The organism is Paenibacillus sp. ACRRY (assembly GCF_022346995.1).
In the GTDB taxonomy this organism is placed as follows: Bacteria; Bacillota; Bacilli; order Paenibacillales; family Paenibacillaceae; genus Paenibacillus.
In genome coordinates this window covers 327799-348780 of record NZ_JAKRNM010000001.1, presented here as the reverse complement: position 1 = coordinate 348780, position 20982 = coordinate 327799, and the positions used below count along the sequence as shown (strand labels likewise).

Below are 20982 nucleotides of genomic sequence, written 5' to 3'. Positions count from 1 at the left end.
ATAATACTTGTTCCGATAAAACAAAAGAAGCCGCCTTATAGGCGACTTCCTCTGTGAAATTACAAGTGCGAGTTACATTAAAAGATGTTTAATCATGAATCAGCATATATACTATTTTAGCCATCTCTGCCCGTGTGACTTTACCTTTCGGATCAAAGCGAAGGTTTGCTTTGCCTGTCATCAGTCCAAGAGCATTGACATGTTCTACAGCATCTTGAGCCCAAGCAGATACCTGGCTTTGGTCAGAGAATACTGTGTTTACCGTAGATTCCTGCTTATCCATAAATAATACTTGCTGAGCTTTCATCAACATCACGGCTGCCTCCTCGCGACTGATCGAATCCTTCGGCCTGAAGAGATTACCGTTTCCTTGTACAATACCAAGTTCGGTCGCCTGAGCGACGGCTGATGCATAATATGCATTGGCTGGTACATCGGCATAAACCTCAGTTTTCTCAGAAAAATTCACCCCCGCCGCACGCATGATCAGGGTAATGAAGTCGCCTCGGCTTACCTGCAGGGCAGGACCGTAGTTCTCATTGTCCATCCCCTGAATCAGATGTTTTGCAGCCAACATATGGACGTAACGTTCAGCCCAGGAGTCCTTCATATCCTTGAATTGTTTGTGATATTCCAAGATTGCGTATAACCCTGGTTGCTCCGCCTCAAACGTCACCGTTCCAGTTACGAAGCGACCACCTTGATATTCCATGCCTTGCCCAAGCAGATATACGCCTGCATATTCCGATCGAATCTGTTTCTGCTGTTCAGCCGTCAACATTCGATCAATCTCGACCGGACTCCCGAAATTCGTAACCTCCGTCTCGTTCTCTCCCTGGATGAAGAACATACGAAGCGATTGTACAAACTCCGTGCGGGAGTAATGTGGAGTTCCCAATAGACTGTCATCCAATATTTGCTTCGCACTATCATTATATAAAGTACTGAAACGCAGCAGCAGCTGGTCTGTCTCTCCCCATTCTTGCGGCAGGGAACCAGCCGGAAGCGTGACTTTTAATACAGGTGAAGAGATCACTACGGTGAGTCCGTCTGCTTTCACCTTTTTCACCGCACTGGCAGGTAGGTATACATCAAACTCCCCGTCCTGCTCTTGTTTGCCAGCAAGTGTAATGACTATTTCCCCTCCACTCGCTGTATTCGCGGCTTGCTCCAGCGCTTGTGTCTCAGCACGATAAGTGCCATCCGAGGATGGATTGAGCGTGATTTGACCATTGCTGCTCTGTGCTGGTGGCTTCGTCACACTATCATTTCCTGCAGAAGCTCCCGGATTACTGTTACCTGAACCCCCTCCATTTCCCGGAGTCTGTTCCCCCGGAGAAGAAGTCCCTGTATGGAAACCCCAAATATCGGATAAAACACTGCCACTATATTGATCTTCCGCTTTGGCATACCACTGATAGTGACTTTCGTTTGAAAGTCCCTTCCATTCCACTGAGGCTTCTCGTCCACTCTCAACGTTAGCCTTGTAGCCTATTTTTTGATCCGTATAAACGTTCACCCCGATATAATCGGTGGCTACTCGCTTCATTGTTGGTGCCAGACCAAGATCCAGGCTAAATTCATCCTTGCCTTGTTCGGTCTCCGGATCGTAGTAATTATAATCGTCAAGATAAGGTGAATACGTTTTGATATGAAGCTTATTGTTTGTCATGTCAAACTGCATCAGCCGGATATAACCAAGTCCTCCTTCTGGAGCACCTTGATAATCCGCCAGCATTTGATAGACGTTACGGTCAGGAATACCATCTCCGTTGTCATCCAGCTGATCCACCTTCAGTTCGGCATCGTGATAGTGCCCGGAAAGAGCAGCAATCACATTTTTGTTCGGTTTTACAACCTTCTCAAAAATCTGGTCTGCAATCGGTGAACGGTTATTGGATACGAGCAGATACTCATGCAAACAGAGAATCGCTTTGCGTTCCGGATACTTGGAGACAATGTCGTTCATCCATTGAATTTCTTGTTCACCAAGTCCCCATCCCATGTACACAATGACAAAATCATTACCGTTCGCAGAAACCAAATCATAATGTCCTCTGTTATTCTCGTATGACCCGGCAAATACCTGATTATTTATGAACCGGTTCGCTCCAAAATACTGCTGGAACTTCGCGTAATCGTTATCCTGGTGTCCTACGTCGTGATTTCCTGCCAACACTCCATAAGGTATTGAAGCATCCTCAAGCACTTTCATGTTTTTGTCTGCTTCAATCCACTGGTATTCCTGATCTGCCTTATCGACAACATCCCCGGTATGAATAACGTATTTGATGTTCATATTTTCTTTTTGTCCGGCGATCCAGTTGACGATGTTTTGATAGATTAGTGGATAGCTCTGTGAATAATACTGCGTGTCCGACATCCAAACAAATGAAAAATCGTACGGGTCCTGTGATTCCGGCGTAGGTTTATTGCCTGTAGCAGCTGCTGTTTCCACTAGTTCGTCCTGCACCATAATCTGGATGACATGTTCGTTTTCATAATCACCCGCCTGTACCACAGCCTTTAATTCAAAATCCTCTGTACCCGCAATAACCTGATCCAGCTGAATCCATTTTTGCTCACTGATGCTCCAGGCATACAAACTTACTTTCCTTCCTTCAAGTGACTTGCCCTGCCAATCAATTTCAACACGATCCGTACTTTTCACGGATGGATCAAGCTTCACTTCAAAGCGTTGGTAAGGGAACTGCTCTACTGAATCATTGACCAGATATGTCCCGTCGATCGCAGCAATTTTTTTGTAATCCTCTGCATTCATGGCTTTTTCCCCGGAAGGAACCATTTCTCTAGGTGGCTCGGTTACGGAAGTATTCAAGTAGCCGGTGAAACCTTCTGGGCGACTTGCATCGTACTTATAACCTTTGTAGAACGTCACATCCATGACATCGTTGCTTGGATCTTGAACTTTAACCGTCAGGTTGGCATTTGAGCCAACATTCGTTTGATTTTGCTTAGGAGCCACTAATTCCGGCGAAAGGGGGTTCTCATCGGGCACTTCAAAATTCACCGTTTTTTCTGCTACATTGCCCACCTTATCGGTTGCCTGAATATGCAGGACATGCTTCCCGCCTTGCATCTCTCCCGACGAGGTTCTTAACGGAAGAGTAATCACACTGTCATCCAGCTTCACACTAACCTTGTCCACGCCGGCGATTGCATCCTGGATTTCGGCATCAATAACGAAATCTCCGCGATATGTCTTAGCATCTTCAACGGTCGGCTTAATGTCCGGTGCTGTATTGTCCACCATCACTTTGGCCGTTACCTGCTCTGTCCCATCCGTTACGGCTACTTCATGAGCACCATCGGGGAGGTGAGTTGTGTCCCATGCATAGGCTTTAGCCGTAAGATGTTCCGGATTCAGCTCAAAATGAAAGCCGATCGATTCGCTTTTCCCGGCAGAATCCCCCATTTTAATCTGTTTTTCTTTTTCAGCGTAGGCAGGATCCCATATTTCAGTCCCATCAGCCAAGAGCAAACGTACATTTCTGACTTCAAAGTCATCTTTGTTCTCTTCCGGACGTTGATCAAACGGCGAGGTTTTGGAACCAGCCCGGATGTAGATCACATTATCGCCCTGAAGCAAACGTTCGGAATCAATAGGAAAAGACAACGTCGTATAGCTCGTAATGGGGTTCATGAACGTATAGAGAATCGATTCATCCCCCAGTTCCGGCGGTCCCATCGTCACTGCATTTTTGAAACAATAATCGACGTTAACTGCTTCGAATACGAAGTACGCATCATGCTCAAGGGCGGCGAAAAGCTCACCTTCGGGCAGAGCTTGTCCGTCAATACGAAGTCGGGCATCCGCTCCCCCGATTTGCGAAGTTCCTTTAATCGTGTGGATCCCATGAAGGATATCCTGATCTTTGACATTGAGGCGAAGCGGTTCATTGCTTACTCCTCCGGTTACGGAAATGCTGGCCGTTTCCGTTCTGGTTTCGTTAATGCCGTCCGAAGCGACGAAATAATATTCAATGGTTTTGCGTCCGATGAGGTCGGCGGCTGACATGTTATAGTGGTACATCATGTCGTCGTAATCTTCCGTTAAACGGTGCGCCGTAAATTCATCCTGTTTATCTGAACGGACAAATACTTCAACCGAAGTCACCTCTCGGTCATCCTTGGCATCGACGATGAGTTCCAATCCATTGGATTGATCAACTTCGGTCATGCTTGTCATGTCCTGAACCGTTGGCGGTACGGCATCCAGCTCGATATGAACAGGTACGGAAGGAACTTGTCCCTGCAAAATACTGGCTGGCGAAGGTGTTTCCACTCCAGAACTTGACTTGATCATCATCGTGCTGCTGTTTCGAGGATAGGTGTAAGTGATCGCTTTATCTTCCTTCGTTTCATCCCCTTTGGTACCGTCTTCATAAGATTGATCGGCATCGTAATAGGCAGAGGAGATTTCCTTACCCGTGTTCGTTTTGATCACGAGCGCTCTGCGGCCTGAATTCGCCATACCATCACTCTGGATTGAGTGCAGCGTAACATTGGGGGTTAGGTTAGTTTTATAAAATTGGTTGAAATCCTCCTCGGAATAAGCAGTGTTGACGCTATTTTTGATCCAAAATACAACCGCTTGCTGCGCAGGAATAACAAAATCGGGATTAGCTGCTCCCCATTCCACGTCAGCGCTTGGTCCTTTATCAGGATAACGGTAGTACAGACTGTAATTTTTAAAATTCACCGGTTGGTCCGTATTGTTATATACCTCGATATACTCATATGCATCCGTAGAGGTACCCGGTACATTTGCTGTATTCGGAACAAGCTCAGTAATAAGCAGCGTTGGTGCTTTGGCCGGATCAAATGCATCCAATTGAACCTGTGCCAAATAAGGCTTGTCCTGATTACCTGCTAGTATCCGATACTGCAGCTGAGGTTCATGAAGTGCAGATGCTGGAATCGTTGCTGTATAATCGTCCGTTTCGTTTAGATTAGTCATTACTGTGACAGTGTATCTTTGCTGGGAAGGCGTTTTGTACAGTAGCTTAACCGCTGGCTTGCTCCCATCTGCATTTGTACCCAGATTCTTGATCTGAGTCTTCACCTCATAATCCTGAATTGCCAATGCTTCCGTTGGAGCCGTATGCACAATTTCGGTTTGTGTTCCCTCTTCCACAACAGGCGGAATGGCTTGTGACGGATCGATTACTCCTGGCGTGGCAAGGAGTTTTCCGGAATTGTTCATGACGCTCATCTGCATGCTTCCTGCAGCCGGATGCTTGAAGAATATTCCCATATTCGCTTTAACCTGAGCCGGATCATAAGCTGCTGAAACGATACTTTCATTGGCTTGATTTTTAATCACAAGAGATCTGGCGCTCCCGTTCGCCATACCGCCTCCGCCCTGAATTCGGAATAAGTGCTCCCCCTCAATCAGTGATGTCCCGTAATTTTGATTGAATTGCTCAGCCGTAAGATCGTTATTGCTACCGTTCAAAATCCAGAAAACCATTGGACTGTGAGCAGGGATCAGGACGTCCGTATCTCCTTCTGTCTTCCATGTATCCTTATTATTGTAGAAGAAAGTATAGTCTTTAAAATTAATCTCATGATCCGTGTTGTTATACACTTCAACAAACTCATACGCATCCGTACTGAGGTTGGGCAAATTGGTCGTATCAGGTACCATCTCCGTAATCAACAGATCTGGCCCTATGGGCTGCTGCATAAGAGACACAGATGGTCTAATTGCCGTTGAGTACCCTGTCGATTGAATGATATTTCCTTCTTCATCCATAAGGTCAATGACATAGTTTAACTCGCTGCCGACTAACGTCTCACCAGGAAGGTCTCCCGCGTAGGTACCTGGACTTTGCTCAACGGGTACAAGTGCAACCGGAGCATACATTTGGTCATCTACCGAATAAGAGATGCGTCCAGTCCACTGCTGGTCGGTGCCATATACCGTTGTGGTAACAGTATAGTTCTGCATTTCGTAAATCCAATCCGCTGGGGTGTGGCTTGCCTGAACGTTTACAGCTTGAATGACCTGTGTCTGTTCCCTGCTGTCTTCTTGCGGCAGCGTCTCTGCATGAACTGCTGGCAGGGATGTGAAAGGCATCCCGGTTGTCAAGATCATACTGCTAAATAAAGCGATTGCAACACTTCGCTGAAGAATCCTTCTTCTGTTCAATTTAACCCGCATCTCCTTTTATTCCATTTTTGCTTGCTCCAATTAGACAAACATTGTTTAGCATAAAAGGTATTTGTTAGAAGAGTGCGCTCCCTAAGTAAATGGAGAGTTAACGTTACCTCTCTCTCGGTTACTAGAGTTGTGTAGATCAAACAAAAAAAGCCGCAAAATAGCGACTTTTCATGGAATTATCTATTCAGTTACCGGGTTAAGGAATTCAACCATATTATTGTCCGTTTACCAAATCTTCAAATGCTTTTATATTCGTCTGAAAGTCAGGAACCGTTTGCGTCGCTTCAGCAGATTGGACCAGCTTAACAACCAAGTCGTTATAAGGGGTCGCGATTCCTGTACCTTCCGCCTTGCTTGAAACGACTCCATTAATGTAATCAATCTCGGTTTTGCGTTTTTTCTCCAGATCTTGAAGCATGCTTGCTTTGAGCAACCGGGAAGGTTCCATCACATATTTCAACGTTTTAATCCGTTCAGGAATATCTTGTTCACTCTTGAGTTCAAGGGAGGCGATATCAAATCCGTTCATTTTGACAAATTCAATTCCATTAGCATGTCCAACCTTAATCGTTTCGTCCGCGATATGAGCAGCACTCACAATACCGACTTCGTCATCCAGAATGTCTCCGTATTCTCCGTTCAATGCCGCCGACAGACCACTGAATGCATTATTGATCAGTAGCTTGGACCATTTGGTTCCCACTAAGTTGTCGGAAATGTGTGTTCCACCAACCAGGTCCAAAATCGATTTTACACGCTGAATGCGATCGGACGTTTCTCCATTTAATTCGCCAATCTGAAAAGCATACTTCTTGAATTGTGTGTACTCCGTTGTAAGGCTTGATACACCCGGTTCCATGAACGTGGCGCCAAATTCAACAGATCCGGCAATCACGCGCGCTGCACCCACAATGGAAGCAACGTTTTCTTCCGGAATACCGTTTTGCAAGGAACACACGATACTCTCATCATGTAAGAACGGAAGCAACTCCCGGAGGATGGTACCGTTGGATAATTGTTTGGTCAATAGCAGCACAAGATCATATGTTCCAGATTTTTGGTCAGGAGTAATGGCTTTAACTTTTGCATGAAACTCCGTTGTACCGACCACTTTAGCTCCCGTCTGGTTCAAGGCATCGACATGCTCCTGATACGCATCAATTAACTCAACATCCATGCCACCATCCGCCAGGTATGCTCCTACGATGGTTCCTAAAGAACCTACTCCTAATATTGCAATTCTCATAGTTAATTTCCTCCTTATTTCTGCTCTAGATAGTTATATACAGGCTGAGCTGCGTTCAAAGTCAGGTCTGTCAGGATATGTGAAGCTGAAACAACTTCCAATACTGGCAAGTCGGCAAGGGGTGCGAGTGCATGTTCAAACAGCTGAAGTCGTGCTGGTCCCGTCCATGCTTCCTTCACTTCGATATCCGTAATTTGAGTTCGTATCAGATCACAAATTCTTAAATTCCCACTGTAATCCGTAGCAATCTTCATCATAAAGTTAGGCCGACATATTTCGCGTTTGGCGATTTCCTTATCCATTGCAGCATGCTTATATCCCATCGTTGCGGTTGCAACACGAAGCGTTCCGTAATCAAGCGTACCCACAAGTGTATCTGAATCAATGTATAGTTTGGGTGCACCTAACTTTTTGGGATACGCCGTAAGCTCTCTGCCACTTGCAATCGCAGGAAAGTTATCCACGTACATGGAATGCACATAGTCGCCATCCTCACCATTGAATCGCACGGGGATGACCTGTCCAGCTTCTGTATAAGCACCTAATCCGGAGACATCAGGCATCCACATCACTTCAAATTTAACGAGTGGCTCATCAATTTCCAGTGGTTCTGGCACTGCCGCCCGTAATGCTTTTTCATCCGTTCGATAAATAATGTTTAAGTATTCCCGATTCACAAATTTATAGGGTGGCATGGGATAAGCCGGTGCCGTTAGGGGTGTATTCAGATTTTTGGCTATGTTATTCACATCGATTTTCATGAAGGACACCTACCTTTTATGTTATGTTTTTATCTCTCTCACAAATAAAATTCTACATTAATAATTAAATTTAATATAATACATAATAAATACTATATATATTTATGGAAATAAATAAGGAGTGCGAAATAAATGGAATTGCTACAGCTCAAATACTTTCAGACCGTTGCCTATACCGAACATATCTCCAAAGCAGCTCAACAACTGAATATTGCTCAGCCCTCCTTAAGCCTGACGATCAAAAGACTGGAGGATGAGCTTGGTACAACCTTGTTTGATCGAAAAGGGAGAAACATTCAATTGAATTCATCCGGGAAAATTTTGTTGAAGCATGTTAACCGAATTTTTACCGAAATTGAAAATGCTCAAATGGAGATTCAATCGGAAGAACATCACATTTCTAATATCATCCGAATTTCGATTACGAACCCTAGATTCCTTACAGGGCTGATTGGCGAATATATTAACAGCAACCCGCAAATCCAGATTCATCAAGGTATTGGAACAAAGAGCGAAATCATTACAAGCTTACACAAAGGGGACATCGATGTAGGAATAACAGGTCACCCGATCCAGGATGAGGAGATTGAGAGTTGTGTTCTGGTTAATGAGGATATCGTTCTTGTTGTGCCTTCCAATCATCCGTACGCGGAAAAAACAAACATTTCATTACATCTTGTGGCGAACGAGCCTTTCATCTCTCTTGCCGATAATGTGGAGTACAGCAACTTTACTACCATGCTCTGCGGGAAAGCAGGCTTCGTACCCAATCAGGCCTTTGAAGTGGATTCACACACACTGCTTGAAATCATCAAGCTTGATCAGGGAGTCGCTTTGTTACCTGTTTCCGTATGCAGAAAGCTGGGGTTACACTATATAAAAATTGCCGATGATTCAGCGATCTACCCGATTAGTTTATCCTGGACCAAACAGAAATCATTGTCTCCTTCGGTTCAACATTTTCGCGATTTTATTTCTATGTATTATGAAAAGAATGCGGACCTCTTCATGGTGGATTAAAAACAGAAAATAGTCATAATAAAAAGGCCCTTCTGTTAGGAAGGGACCTCTTATTTTCCACGTACCACTCGAAACCCCTGATCGGGGCCAAATCCATTGGCATCAAATTTCCCCGGAAAGGAAATCTCATTGTTGTTAACCCCGCCAATCCAGCCGCCCCCCTTGACCACACGCCAGGTATTCTCCGGGCTCTCGGGATGGCTGTACCAGTCCCAGCACCATTCTCTCACATTGCCTGACATATCATGGACGCCCAGTTCATTGGCCTTCATGGTGCCCACTTTTTGGGTTTGATTTCGGTTGCTCTCAATCGCAGGCCAGCTCCAGTCGCCAGTCAATATCTTGTCCCCTGCATTGATCCAGTACCAGGCTACTTCATCAGGATTGCTGCTTCCACTATAGACATAATCCATGCTTTTTTGGCCTCCGCTTGCGGCATACTCCCACTCTGCTTCAGTGGGCAAGCGATATCCGTCTGCTCCCTCATTTACAGTGATCGTCCATTTCAGATTGTCGTTTTCGTTCTTGTTACTTGAATCTGTCGTATTCTTGTCGATGGTATAGTAGGGTTTCAGGTTTTCCTTGATGCTGCGCTGATTGCAGTATTCCACGGCATCGTACCAGCTCACCATTTCAACGGGCAGGTCTTCTCCCTTGAAACCGGATGGATTATCGCCCATGATCTCCATCCATTCCTTCTGCGTAACTTCGTATTTCCCAATATAAAAATCAGAAACGGTTACGTCTTTACCGCTAAACGTCGACTTGCTGCTCTTAAAGGTTCCACCCTCCACATAAACAAAATGATCCCCTATACCAGCATTCGTTGATGAACAGGCGCTTAGGCAAGCAACAGCTATAATCAAAAGAAATAGCATCCACTTTTTCATTCTATGTCTCCTTCTGGTTTCTGGATTGAAAGCAAGACAGGCCTTGGACCTGTCTTGCTAGATCTCCTGTTCAGGAAATTACGATTGAACCATTCCCTGGGGATGATGACCAGAAGCTAGGCGTTACCAAACGGTCACGTTGGAGCTTCCGCTGCTTTGATATCCTTCGGTTGCCATAACCTGATATGACCAGCTGTTGCCCAGGTACATACCTTTGCTTGCCCATGCATTCACGTGATTGGTGAACGTAATCGTAGAGTTCACACCAATGGGACGCTTGGTTTGTCTCACACTCCAATATTGAGGGAAGGTCTGCGTGCCATCAATGGAAGGCGCATTGTATCTCATCGTAGTATAGATGTCATATGTGCCGCCATCACTGTTCACTGTGCCTTTGTATGTTCCGGTTGGACGATATGTTCCCCAGTTGTCCACCACGTAGTATTCAATAAGTGCATTCCGTGTCCACCCGTAAAACGTCAAATATCCGTTGCCGGATGGAGAGAATACACCCGCATTGTAATTCACTACACGATTAGGTGTACCGTAAGTCCACCCTTTACCAACAACAAAGTTCCCCGTGTTCTGCCAGTTTACACTGTAGTTTCCTCCCGAACCGTTCACGGCATTAACCGTACCCCCTCCATCTGTCCAGTTCTGCCAATAATCTGTTGCTGCGCTGGATGTAGCGGCAAATACTCCGAAGCTCATGGAAGCGGCAAGGACAACAGTTAACCATTTTTTTCCGAATTTAAACATGGTAAAAACCTCCTGATATTTGGATTAGGTTTTGAATAATTCGGTACTTTTTTGGGTAGACACTGGAGTTGGAGTTGAATTGGTATTTATTTAAAAAGACGTTTGGAAAACAGATACAGATCATTTTTCCACACTGGCCAGTCATGACCTCCGCTCTCTTCATACCAGATGTGCGGTACGCCCTGCTGCTCCAAATATTGATGTACGTCAACGCTAATTTGGATAAGATTATCCTGATCGCCACAGGAGATCCAAAGAAGCGACAAAAGCGAGATTGCTTCCTGCGGATTAGGAAGGAGCAGCTCTGGCGCTTTGGTGTTTGGAGCGGGAGAGAAGGCACCAACCCAAGCAAAATGGTTGAGATTGCCCAGTCCTATGTTTAGGGACTGGCCTCCGCCCATGGATAAGCCGGCGATTGCTCTATTACCCCTGGTTGTACTTGCGGGATAATTGGATTCAATATAAGGAATAAGATCATGAAGCAAGTCGGTTTCGAATCGTTCAAAGGCTTTTATTTTCTCCGGTTCAAATAGATCTCCCTCGGCTCGATCATTGGGCATGGCGCGACCGTTGGGCAAAACAACAATCATGGGCTCCAGCAGGTTATCGTTGTAAAGATTGTCCAAGATAATCTGCGGGCTACCATGCTGCTGCCATTCCATCTCATCTCCACCGATCCCGTGAAGCAGGTAAAGAACAGGGTATGTGTTTTCGGAAGAAAATCCTGGAGGTGTGTACACCAGTGCTTTCCGGGTATTCCCTACCGTAGTGGAATCATACTCTATCGTCTCTATTGCTCCGCGAGGTATATCATTGCGATATTGGTCAAATCCAGCCGGTGCTGAAGATATCATGTACAGTACTCCCTTCATAGGTGCATTTAGCAATTGGATTAATCTCCGGCCTTTGTTTTGTTAACTGACATAGCCAAAACCAAGAATCGTGAAGCGTTTATCCTCATGCCCTTCTGCCATTTCGATCTCGATCGTATGCTCTCTGACGTGCTTATCTTGAATCAGGAGCATGGCATGACAGCGTGTCCAATTTAATTCATGCGGATTGGCTTGTTTGGTGAGAACACCATCCACTTTGATAAGGGCTGTTCCGAACTCGTCGCTTCCGGAGTCTTTGAAAATTAATAGAAGACACCTGCAACGCATTTGCAGCTTGAACTTTTGCGCTTCGGCCCTATCACCGCGGGTATACATCCAATTGTGCGGGAAGAGCGGCGTAGCATAATCGTGATCATCCATCTCGGCCATCTGCAGGTCGGTATCCGTCTGCGCGAAGCACCCCGGGTTGATTTTGGCAAGCTGATTGCCGTTTTTTCGATCAAGCAGTTTCACGTGGACGAAATCATCCCCAATCACAGGCGGCCTTCTCAGATTATGATCGTCCTGGTCCAGTTCGGCATGATCCACTGCATCAAACAGGTGACCCAGTGCATCGGCCATGATCTGGTGTCCCAGGTTGGTCGGATGATATATGTCATGAAAATATTGCTCTTTGGTTACGACGTTACCTTCGTGCTCGGTCTTGTGGAATTGCTCGACAAGAGCATCCTTCATGCTCACCATGGGCAGATTGTAATGCCAGCCCACCGGAGCTAAGCGATCCTGTAGATTCCAATCGTTCTCAAAGACACTGAACAAAAGGATGACTGCAGGCTTGTTATCTGAAGCAAGCGCTTTCAATATTAAACTTTCGTAACAGTTCCCCCGGGTTTCATCGTCCGCATCATTAACTGCAAACTCAATAACGACGATATCCGGTTGAATTTGGCCATCTCCAAGCACATCACGATCATAGCGTATCATTCCCAGTTCAGAAGGCGTTCCGCCTACTCCGGCTTTAACCAGCTGAATGGAACGACTGTCTGATGGAGCAAACATCGCTTTGAACCGCTCATACGATCGATAGGCGTAACTACGGAGATGAATAGGAATTGCGCCAGCGCCGTGGGTGATCGAACCACCGATATAAGCCATAACAACAGGTTCACCCAGGCGAGCCTTCTGAATCGCCCGTTTTAATCTTACATTGTGACCTTTGTTCAAAAGAGATTGGCTAATCATTTTGTGATATTCAGGGGAGCAGTAATCGAACGTTGCCTCGTTATTCGTCTCCTTCACTCCAACGGGATCGCGCGGTGCAGTTATCCCTTGGTGTATATCTGCCTCTTGTGTATCTCCTGCATCGCGAACCATGTTTACCACCATCCTTTCTTCGATCATAAAGTTTCATCGTCATTTGAAGGAATCCAAACGGGTAAAACTTTATGCTTGGTGGGTCCTTCTTCACGAGTGTAACACTTACATAATTTAGCAGATACCCGATGAAGTATAGGACTTGCAGCAATCATATCATTTCAATTTGGTCATGAAAATTCAAAGAAGGAAAGAACTAAGATTTCCAATGTAAACGCTTTAATTTATACACATTTACCGTGATATAATGGGTCTAACGTTTGGAATAAAAGGAGGAAAACCCATGAATATCACCGGTCAAGGCGCCTATGATACACATACATATAACAATCTCTTTCACAAATTTGGTTATGAGGAACAGGAAATAAACGCACGGCTGGAGGAGTCATGGAACGAGCTGTTTTATGGAGAAGAGAATACGCGAATCTATTACCCGATGGGTGAGGACAAAGGCTATTTACTCGACACCGGTAATAACGATGTTCGCTCCGAAGGTATGTCTTATGGCATGATGATGGCTGTTCAGATGGACAAAAAAGAAGAATTCGATCGGCTCTGGAATTTCTCACATACGTTCATGCAGCATGCTGAAGGTCGATACAAGGATTATTTTGCCTGGCACTGCAAACCCGATGGAACCCGCTTATCTCAAGGTCCTGCACCTGATGGTGAGGAGTTTTTCGCGATGGCTCTGTTCTTTGCTTCTAACCGCTGGGGTGATGGAGATGCCCCTTTTAACTATAAGGAACAAGCCAGAAGAATCCTCCGCGCATGCATTCATCAAGGTGAAAATGGCGAGGGAGATCCGATGTGGGACCCGGAAACCAAGCTGATCAAATTTGTACCGGAATCACCATTCAGCGATCCTTCTTACCATCTCCCCCATTTCTATGAGTTGTTTGCATTATATGCGGATGAAGACGATCAAGCCTTCTGGAGAGAAGCAGCGGCGGCAAGTCGAGCTTATCTGCATACAGCCTGTCATCCCGTAACCGGGCTTTCGCCTGAATATGCGAACTATGACGGATCACCCGCTCCTGTTCAGCCGCATGGTGATTTTAGACACTTTTACAGCGATGCTTACCGGGTTGCCGCGAATATTGCTCTGGACTGGGAATGGTTCGGCAAGGATCCCTGGCAGGTGGAACAATCCAATCGAATTCAGTCCTTCTTCAGCAGCATTAATGTTGCCGACTATCGCAGATATACCATTGAAGGTGAACCGTTCGATGAACCTTCCTTGCATCCGATCGGTCTGCTCGCTACCAACGCGATGGCCTCACTGGCTGCAGATGGTCCACATACGGAACATTTCGTACGCCTCTTTTGGAACACCCCCCTGCGTCAGGGTGAGCGCCGATATTATGATAACTGTCTGTATTTTTTCAGCTTGCTGGCTTTAAGCGGCAGATATCGAATATATTAATCACTCTACAATGAGTCATCGTACAAACGGAAATCATGGATACTATATCGCATCACGCTGACCAGAGTTTCAACGAAAAGAGGACCTTCCCGAAGATAACAGCCGGGAAGGTCCTCTTTTGCAATGACGTTAATTGCTAACCGCAATAAATTTCCATTGTTGATTCGTTGCACCCGTGTAGGTGTTCTGCTGTAACTTGGCGCCATCGGATGTGGAAGCGTTTTCCACTTCAATTGCTTTGTTGCTGTTCACGTTAATGATGCTCCAATATCCATTGCCCAGATCGTTGACTTTGAAATGCTGTGCGGTCGTGTTCAGATTGCTCATGAGCTGAACCGCTTCACCGTTCGTGAGGGTACCGTTGCGAATATCAATCACTTTGTCCGGTGAGTTCACGCTGGTTAGTGTATAGCTGCCACCGCCGATGGAGGTCAGAACCCACTTCTGAGGATTGCCGCCCAGATCGCTCCACTGCTGAAGCTGAAGATTGTTTTGATTTTGTCCCCCAGGAACGTCAATGACCTTATTGGAATGTCTGGCCACAATTTTGTAGGTTGCACCTGACACAAGCCCAGTTGTGGGTCCACCACCATTTCCGCTACCTGGATACGATTGAGCACGTTCATGGTACCAGTTGAATAGGAATCGTCCCATGGCACTTCGTGAAGCATCGCCATCCCATTTCAGTCCGGCCGTTGGATCGGCAAAAGAACTGCGCTGCCCTGGCTCAAGAATGAAGCCGTTCATGTGAGCTGCAATACTAACGTTTCCAGCCGCATTGAAAATGGTTTTGGTATTGGTGCCGAAACCTTCGTTGCTGCCATTAAACAAGTTCCAGTAGGCCGAATCGCCAGGCTTGTTCTTAAACCAGGTTACTTCCGTGATATTAATCGGATACTTGTCTGCAGCTGCTTTCACATTGGTATTCCACTGATCTTGCAAAATGGAGAAGTTATCGTACGCACCGTAACCTGGATACCAGTGAACGGCATATCCGTAGTTGTTCAGGGGATCCGTCAATGGATGGCTTGCCGTCAGACTGTAGAACTGATTATATCCCAGACCTGCAGCCCAGATTACGTTATCGGCACCCTGGTTACGAATCGTGGAGATGATGGAGTTCTGGAAATTGCGCAGGTCATTCCAGTGATCCACAAAATCATTTTCCCCGTTGTATCCGCCCCAATGTCCATTCGCATACGATTTCACTGGCTCGTTAATCAGCTCGAAGTGAACGTTGTCTGCACTTTTAATCTCGGGACGAGAGGCAAGATATCCCCAGATTTGATTGAATTTCTGCAGGTTGGAAGCGGTGGTTGCCTGGTCATCCTTCAACGTAAAGTCGAGTCCCAGGACGACATACACACCTTTGGTTTTGGCATATTGAATGTAGGGGATAATGACGTTCTGCGTAACGGTCTGCACACCGGCAAAATTGTATGTACCCGCCGCCACATCACCCATGTCCTCACGATCAATGAACAGACGTACCTGATTCATATTCCAGCCATGATTGCTGCCGTATTTCGGACTTGTGTCCGCAAATGTATCGGTAATGTCTTTCAGGTAGGCCAGTGTAGCCGCATGACGGTTGTTGCCGTGCAGATTAAGATAATAATTGCTGTTCTGATAGGTCCAGTAAGCACCTGATGGTTGATGCCAACCGTTCAGAAGCACAGGCTGATTGTTGCTGTTCACCAGATTCTTGCCACTTACGTGAAGTTTGCCCATAGGCATGCCAACCCACGCCTCTGCACGGCTCCCTCCCCATGGAGCAATCGTAATCAATAAAGCCAAAACGAGCAAAAGTTTACAAGACATCCACATCTTTTTCACTTTATATCCTCCTGTCATGATCGATTGCTTCTCCTCATTGCAAATTGCGATGAATTGCAGCACAGCCTCAGTAGACTAAGCATCCGTTGGCGCACGCTTCCGCAACCCGTTCCAAACGTTCAGGCGCAAGACTCCTCCCCCTCCCCTTCACAGAAGATCGCTCTAACTCAATTCTCTCTTCACTGTGAAAAGCTAGCGTTTTAGCCAACGATCCCTGTACGTTCAACACTCTCCACGAAATAACGCTGTACGAAGAGATAGATGACAATCAAAGGCAGAATGGCAAGCAATATCCCCGTATCCTGAATCATGCTCAGATAGAAAGGATCTGCCTTGGAGGCACCATCACTGACTTGCTGTGCCAGATTATACGGAAGCGATGACAGTTGGGTCGACATGACCTTGCTCGAAGTCAGATATGTGGTCGTGTAGAAGCTATCATTCCACTGCCATACAAAGGAAAACAGCATTACGGTCACCATGGATGGAATTGCATTCGGCAGCATGATTCGGGTAAAGGTTCGCCCGATGCCAGCCCCGTCGACATATGCCGCCTCTTCCACTTCCTTAGGGATGCCGCGGAAGAACTGACGAAAGATGAAAATATACAATCCGGCTTTAAGCGAATTGGCCGTAATGGCGGTCAGAATGAACGGCCAGTAGGTATTCAGCAGATTCACCGGTTTGCCGGCAATCAGTGTCATCAAGCCCATCAGGTCGAAGCTTTTCAAATTCAGATACACCGGAATCAAAATCGTCGTGGGTGGAACGAGTATCGTGAGAATCACACCTGCGAACAGCAAGTTGCTCCCCTTGAACTTCAACCGGGCGAAACCATACCCTGCAAGGGCACAGGACGCTGTCGTTAACAGTGTTGTTGTCGCTGACAGCGCGAAGGTATTGAACAGAGTCGCCCAGTAATCCATAACCCGGATAGCTTGCTGAAAATTATCGATAGAGAAATTCTGGGGGATCCATACCACCACTGCGGAATACAGGTCACCCTTATCTTTGATGGACGTTGAGATTTTCTGAAATATGGGAAAGAGGATAACAAAGGAAAGTCCAGTAATCAGTACGAACCGAATCACAGACCAGAGCCAGCCTTTCCAGTGTTCCAGCGATAATAATCGAGAAGTCGTCACGTTGAACGTCCTCCTTTCTAATCTTGATAGAAGACTCGCTTCGAGAAAATAATGGATACAATTACGAGAATGATGGCAATCGCCATAAAATACACCCATGCCATTGCCGAGCTGAGGCCAAAGTCGAACTTCACGAATCCGGTATCACGGATCAGTTCAGTCATGGCGTTATTGGCAAACGAGTCAATAATGGTGTAGATCGCGTTGACAAAAATAAGCGGACTGACCATCGGGAATGTAATCTTCCAGAATGCTTCGTACCCGGTCGCACCTTCCATCTTGGATGCCTCATAGAGCTGAGGCGAGATGGTCTGGATACCAGCCAAAAAGATCAATATCTGCACGCCTGACTGGCTGACAATCTGATAGATCCGATCCACGGCACTGCTCAGATACGTCACGATCCATTCGCTCACCCCGGCATCCAACATCAGATATTCCAGCTCGAACGTGCCCAGTGCGCTTCCGCCTGTACTGTTTTGATTAACAGCATCAATCAAGCTGGTGCTCTCCAGCGACATAATGACACCGGAAGCCAGAATAACGGGCAAGAAGAAAATGGAGCGTGCCACGGCCCGGCCTCTGAACTTCTGGTTCAGGATGACGGCGAGAAACAGACTGAATATGACAATAAGAGGCACATTGACGAGCACATCCGTAACGGACTCAATCAGTGCACGGTTAAAACTGGTATTGACGGTGAGGGCCTGGATATAGTTGGCGACACCGGTGAATTGAATGGCAATCCCTTCCGCATTGGCCTGAATCGTGCTCATGCTGTAACGCAGCGAGGCCAGCAGCGGGATAAAGAAAAATAATACAAATCCGACCAGCCAAGGAAGCACGTAGATGACACCCCACATGGCTTTCTGCTGAGCATACGTGCGGCTTCCCCATTTCCATTTCAGGAGTGTCTTCAGAGCTGCTCACCACCAGTCACATAACCTTGGGCTTTCACGGTTTGGCCCTCAACCTCTACAGAAAAATCATTATAATTCACAATCACGAAGCCACCGCCGTCATAGGTTGTTCGGTACACACCTTCCGCCAATGATTCATGCGATTTCATGGAACGCCCTGCAAATGGTAGATTGGTCTGATTCACCTCGTTGTACATCTCGGCAGCCAGATCCATCCACTGCTCGTAATTTGCCGCGTACAGCTCGTCATAATCGGTCTGTTTGACTACATGATTAGGCGCATTAAACCAGGCGAAGTACGGACTCGCACCGTATTCAATCAGCTTCAGCACATATTGTCTCGGGTTCGTATACGTCGAGAGATTGTATGGAGAGCCCGTGTAACTGATATTGCCATGAATCACCAATTGGAAAAATGGAATCTCCTCATCCTCCAGTTTGAACTGGCTGCTGCTCATTGGAGCGTCCGTCAGTCCGGTAACATAAGGCAGGGCATACCCATTGCCACCTTCGGCCACAACGGAGCCTGCCTGCTGTTTGATCTGTTCCAGCGCTTTGGTGACCACGCCCAACGCTTCTGTTCGATCCAGCAGCTTCTTGGGATTCATGTCGCTGTTCAGCTGTTCAGCCAGATCTTTCAGGCTCAGTGATTGCGCCTGCTCCTCTTTTGAAATGGACTTCATCTCATCCAGCATCTCGGTTGTGACCTGATCCAGCTTATTGGGCGAAAGTACATAGGATGGTGACCTTTCCCGGTCACGGCGCTGTAAAGCTTGATTCATCGGATACACTACAGCCGGTTCCTGGGTTAACGTTCGTGAAGCCTCTCTATTCGGTTTGAACCCTTTCTTCGACTGCACATTCAGCAGAGCTATATCCGGATAAAATCCGATACCCGCTTCCCGTGCGTAATTACTAAAGTCACGCATGCCCTTCTTGCCACCAATGGCTCCGTCCACCGAAATGGAATCCGGCAGTCGGTGGTGCAATCCATCATTGAACCATCCGGCGTAGCGAACCTGAATGTTGGATACATCTTTCTCCGTCAGCGTGGACAGAATCTGCTTGGCTTCCTCAAAGGTCGTAAGCGCCTCAGTCGAATCATAAGGGATACCCAGCATATGCTGCCGGGTTGTCATCCCGCCGAACAATTTCAGATAAAATGGAATGCCCGCCTGTTCTTTACCCGCTTGCTGCTCGGGAAGTCCACCAGTTTGCAGCAGATAATTCCGATAGAGTTCGGCCAGCCCAGAGTAGGAAGCCTTCTCCCCGCCGACAAAGGCGTAACGGACAACAAAGTCTGACGCTGTCGGTTTTTTCTGGAATTTGGGAAGTGTTCGCACCATGTCACTTGCCTGGAGCGTTACATCGCTCTTGTTCATGACATAGAAGCTTGGATATACGTTGTTGTAGCTGTTCAGCTTGCCGCTGATATCCGCATTCACCACTGCCACAGCGTCTCCTTCCTCGATAATGCCAAGGAAAGCTCCATCTTTGTGAATCAGTCCAAAGACCGGCAATCGGGCTTTGGCTTCATTCGAGCCGGCTTCCCGCAGCTTCATTGTCGAGTCCGGGCCGTAAATATCTTGTTGATAACCGGGATACTGGAGCTTTCCATTGTTAAAATGGATCAGTGCTCCTGAGCCGTCCGGTACAAATATCGAGCCCTCTTCTTTCGTGCCTCCGGCTCCGAAATATTCCAGTACGGATATGGTGTTGATCGGATACTCTTCCGGAAAATAAATACCGGATGCAGGAACACGTACCAGCAGATTCTCGCCATCCAGTTCGTATTCCAAAGTCATCATGAAGAGCCGTGGTCCAGTGCGCTCCTGATCAATCCCATGTTCGGCATGATCCTGTGCCAAGTCTTCTTCCGTATAACCGGCCGTGTCAAATGCTTTCAATGCACGGGACAGCTGAAGACCCTGCAGGGCTTTGTCGATTCGAACATAGACACCCTCTTCTTTATCTTCGGTATACCCGATCTTCAAGGCACGTTCTCCCGCCTTGTCTAGCTGTGCTAGCAGTTTTTGCTCAAATCGTTCCTTGCTGATTTTGACCGGCAAATCTTCAATGGAGCGCTCGGTGCTCCCAAACTGATAGTGAACCCTGACCCCACTTGGCATAGCTTCATAGCTAACCTGCTTGTGTCCGATGCTATCCGTATAAGAGTTCACCGTACTGCTCTGACCCTGGCTGTTGAAAAAGCTAAGCCTGGCTTGGGATGACAGAAGATCCTTGTTAATGCCGGCTGCAATTCCGTCCTGCTCTCGATCTGCCGGATTGCTGCGCCAGATCTGTCCACTCTCACTATCCAGGACAGCAATCTCTGCCGTCTCTTCATCGATAAACAGCTGCAAGGCTTCATTTCTGGCAATACCAATCATGCCTTGCAGGCGAGGATCGCTGAAGGAAGATTTCAGTTGTTCTCCGGGAGGCAGTGAGGGAAGATCGGCCTGATCTACAGCTGCTGCTGCCTCACGAGCTTGCGGTGATGGCGAGACCTGGCAACCACTTAGAAGCAGACTGCCAATGAGCAGCATTCCGGTTATTTTTTTTGCTACAGCATATTTCACTGGATG

At 46.8% G+C, this 20982-nt stretch carries 13 protein-coding genes; 2 read left to right on the top strand and 11 right to left on the bottom strand.

The features are described 5' to 3' along the window. Positions 1-88 precede the first annotated feature (88 nt). The 3 genes from MH144_RS01535 to MH144_RS01525 all read right to left on the bottom strand — a co-directional run bounded on the left by MH144_RS01535 (position 89) and on the right by MH144_RS01525 (position 8194). Positions 89-6175 carry an S-layer homology domain-containing protein gene (locus MH144_RS01535; protein ID WP_239296997.1) on the bottom strand — a complete coding sequence of 2029 codons (6087 nt, stop codon included), beginning with the start codon at positions 6173-6175 and terminating at the stop codon, positions 89-91. Positions 6176-6401: 226 nt separating this feature from the next. Continuing rightward, entirely contained in the window at positions 6402-7433 is a 1032-nt protein-coding gene (locus MH144_RS01530) for a ketopantoate reductase family protein (RefSeq protein WP_239296987.1), read from the bottom strand. A 14-nt stretch (positions 7434-7447) separates the two neighbouring features. Further along, positions 7448-8194 carry an acetoacetate decarboxylase gene (locus MH144_RS01525; protein WP_239296985.1) on the bottom strand — a complete coding sequence of 249 codons (747 nt, stop codon included), beginning with the start codon at positions 8192-8194 and terminating at the stop codon, positions 7448-7450. Between the two features lie 132 nt (positions 8195-8326). Between MH144_RS01525 and MH144_RS01520 the strand changes: the two genes are divergently transcribed. After that, on the top strand, positions 8327-9214 hold the full coding sequence (locus MH144_RS01520) for a LysR family transcriptional regulator (RefSeq protein WP_239296983.1): 888 nt from the start codon (positions 8327-8329) through the stop codon (positions 9212-9214). 50 nt (positions 9215-9264) lie between these two features. Here MH144_RS01520 and MH144_RS01515 read toward each other — a convergent pair whose 3' ends face one another. From MH144_RS01515 to MH144_RS01500, 4 genes are all read right to left on the bottom strand, one after another. Next, on the bottom strand, positions 9265-10104 hold the full coding sequence (locus MH144_RS01515; protein ID WP_239296981.1) for a formylglycine-generating enzyme family protein: 840 nt from the start codon (positions 10102-10104) through the stop codon (positions 9265-9267). Between the two features lie 123 nt (positions 10105-10227). Next, positions 10228-10863 (bottom strand): glycoside hydrolase family 11 protein, encoded by a 636-nt coding sequence (locus MH144_RS01510; protein ID WP_239296979.1) that lies wholly within the window; start codon positions 10861-10863, stop codon positions 10228-10230. An 86-nt stretch (positions 10864-10949) separates the two neighbouring features. After that, positions 10950-11717 (bottom strand): alpha/beta hydrolase, encoded by a 768-nt coding sequence (locus MH144_RS01505; RefSeq protein WP_239296977.1) that lies wholly within the window; start codon positions 11715-11717, stop codon positions 10950-10952. Between the two features lie 60 nt (positions 11718-11777). Continuing rightward, complete coding sequence (locus tag MH144_RS01500; protein ID WP_239296975.1) at positions 11778-13070, bottom strand: SGNH/GDSL hydrolase family protein; 1293 nt, start codon at positions 13068-13070, stop codon at positions 11778-11780. A gap of 283 nt (positions 13071-13353) precedes the next feature. On the opposite strand from MH144_RS01500, the gene MH144_RS01495 reads away from it, so the two are divergent. Next, entirely contained in the window at positions 13354-14496 is a 1143-nt protein-coding gene (locus MH144_RS01495) for a family 8 glycosyl hydrolase (protein ID WP_239296973.1), read from the top strand. Between the two features lie 129 nt (positions 14497-14625). Here MH144_RS01495 and MH144_RS01490 read toward each other — a convergent pair whose 3' ends face one another. The 4 genes from MH144_RS01490 to MH144_RS01475 form a co-directional block, all read right to left on the bottom strand. Further along, positions 14626-16323: an RICIN domain-containing protein gene (locus MH144_RS01490; RefSeq protein ID WP_239299211.1), complete on the bottom strand. Its 1698-nt coding sequence runs from the start codon at positions 16321-16323 to the stop codon at positions 14626-14628. 209 nt (positions 16324-16532) lie between these two features. Then, positions 16533-17477 (bottom strand): carbohydrate ABC transporter permease, encoded by a 945-nt coding sequence (locus MH144_RS01485; RefSeq protein ID WP_239296964.1) that lies wholly within the window; start codon positions 17475-17477, stop codon positions 16533-16535. A 17-nt stretch (positions 17478-17494) separates the two neighbouring features. Then, on the bottom strand, positions 17495-18340 hold the full coding sequence (locus MH144_RS01480) for a carbohydrate ABC transporter permease (protein ID WP_239296962.1): 846 nt from the start codon (positions 18338-18340) through the stop codon (positions 17495-17497). A gap of 53 nt (positions 18341-18393) precedes the next feature. Continuing rightward, positions 18394-20976: a DUF5696 domain-containing protein gene (locus MH144_RS01475; RefSeq protein WP_239296961.1), complete on the bottom strand. Its 2583-nt coding sequence runs from the start codon at positions 20974-20976 to the stop codon at positions 18394-18396. Between the last annotated feature and the right edge of the window lie 6 nt (positions 20977-20982).

Bases quoted from the DNA above. Each gene is read 5' to 3' on its own strand.
- MH144_RS01530 (WP_239296987.1), bottom strand. From the start codon at position 7,433: ATGAGAATTGCAATATTAGGAGTAGGTTCTTTAGGAACCATCGTAGGA.
- MH144_RS01510 (WP_239296979.1), bottom strand. From the start codon at position 10,863: ATGTTTAAATTCGGAAAAAAATGGTTAACTGTTGTCCTTGCCGCTTCC.
- MH144_RS01515 (WP_239296981.1), bottom strand. From the start codon at position 10,104: ATGAAAAAGTGGATGCTATTTCTTTTGATTATAGCTGTTGCTTGCCTA.
- MH144_RS01480 (WP_239296962.1), bottom strand. From the start codon at position 18,340: ATGTGGGGTGTCATCTACGTGCTTCCTTGGCTGGTCGGATTTGTATTA.
- MH144_RS01495 (WP_239296973.1), top strand. From the start codon at position 13,354: ATGAATATCACCGGTCAAGGCGCCTATGATACACATACATATAACAAT.
- MH144_RS01520 (WP_239296983.1), top strand. From the start codon at position 8,327: ATGGAATTGCTACAGCTCAAATACTTTCAGACCGTTGCCTATACCGAA.
- MH144_RS01525 (WP_239296985.1), bottom strand. From the start codon at position 8,194: ATGAAAATCGATGTGAATAACATAGCCAAAAATCTGAATACACCCCTA.
- MH144_RS01505 (WP_239296977.1), bottom strand. From the start codon at position 11,717: ATGATATCTTCAGCACCGGCTGGATTTGACCAATATCGCAATGATATA.
- MH144_RS01500 (WP_239296975.1), bottom strand. From the start codon at position 13,070: ATGGTTCGCGATGCAGGAGATACACAAGAGGCAGATATACACCAAGGG.
- MH144_RS01490 (WP_239299211.1), bottom strand. From the start codon at position 16,323: ATGTGGATGTCTTGTAAACTTTTGCTCGTTTTGGCTTTATTGATTACG.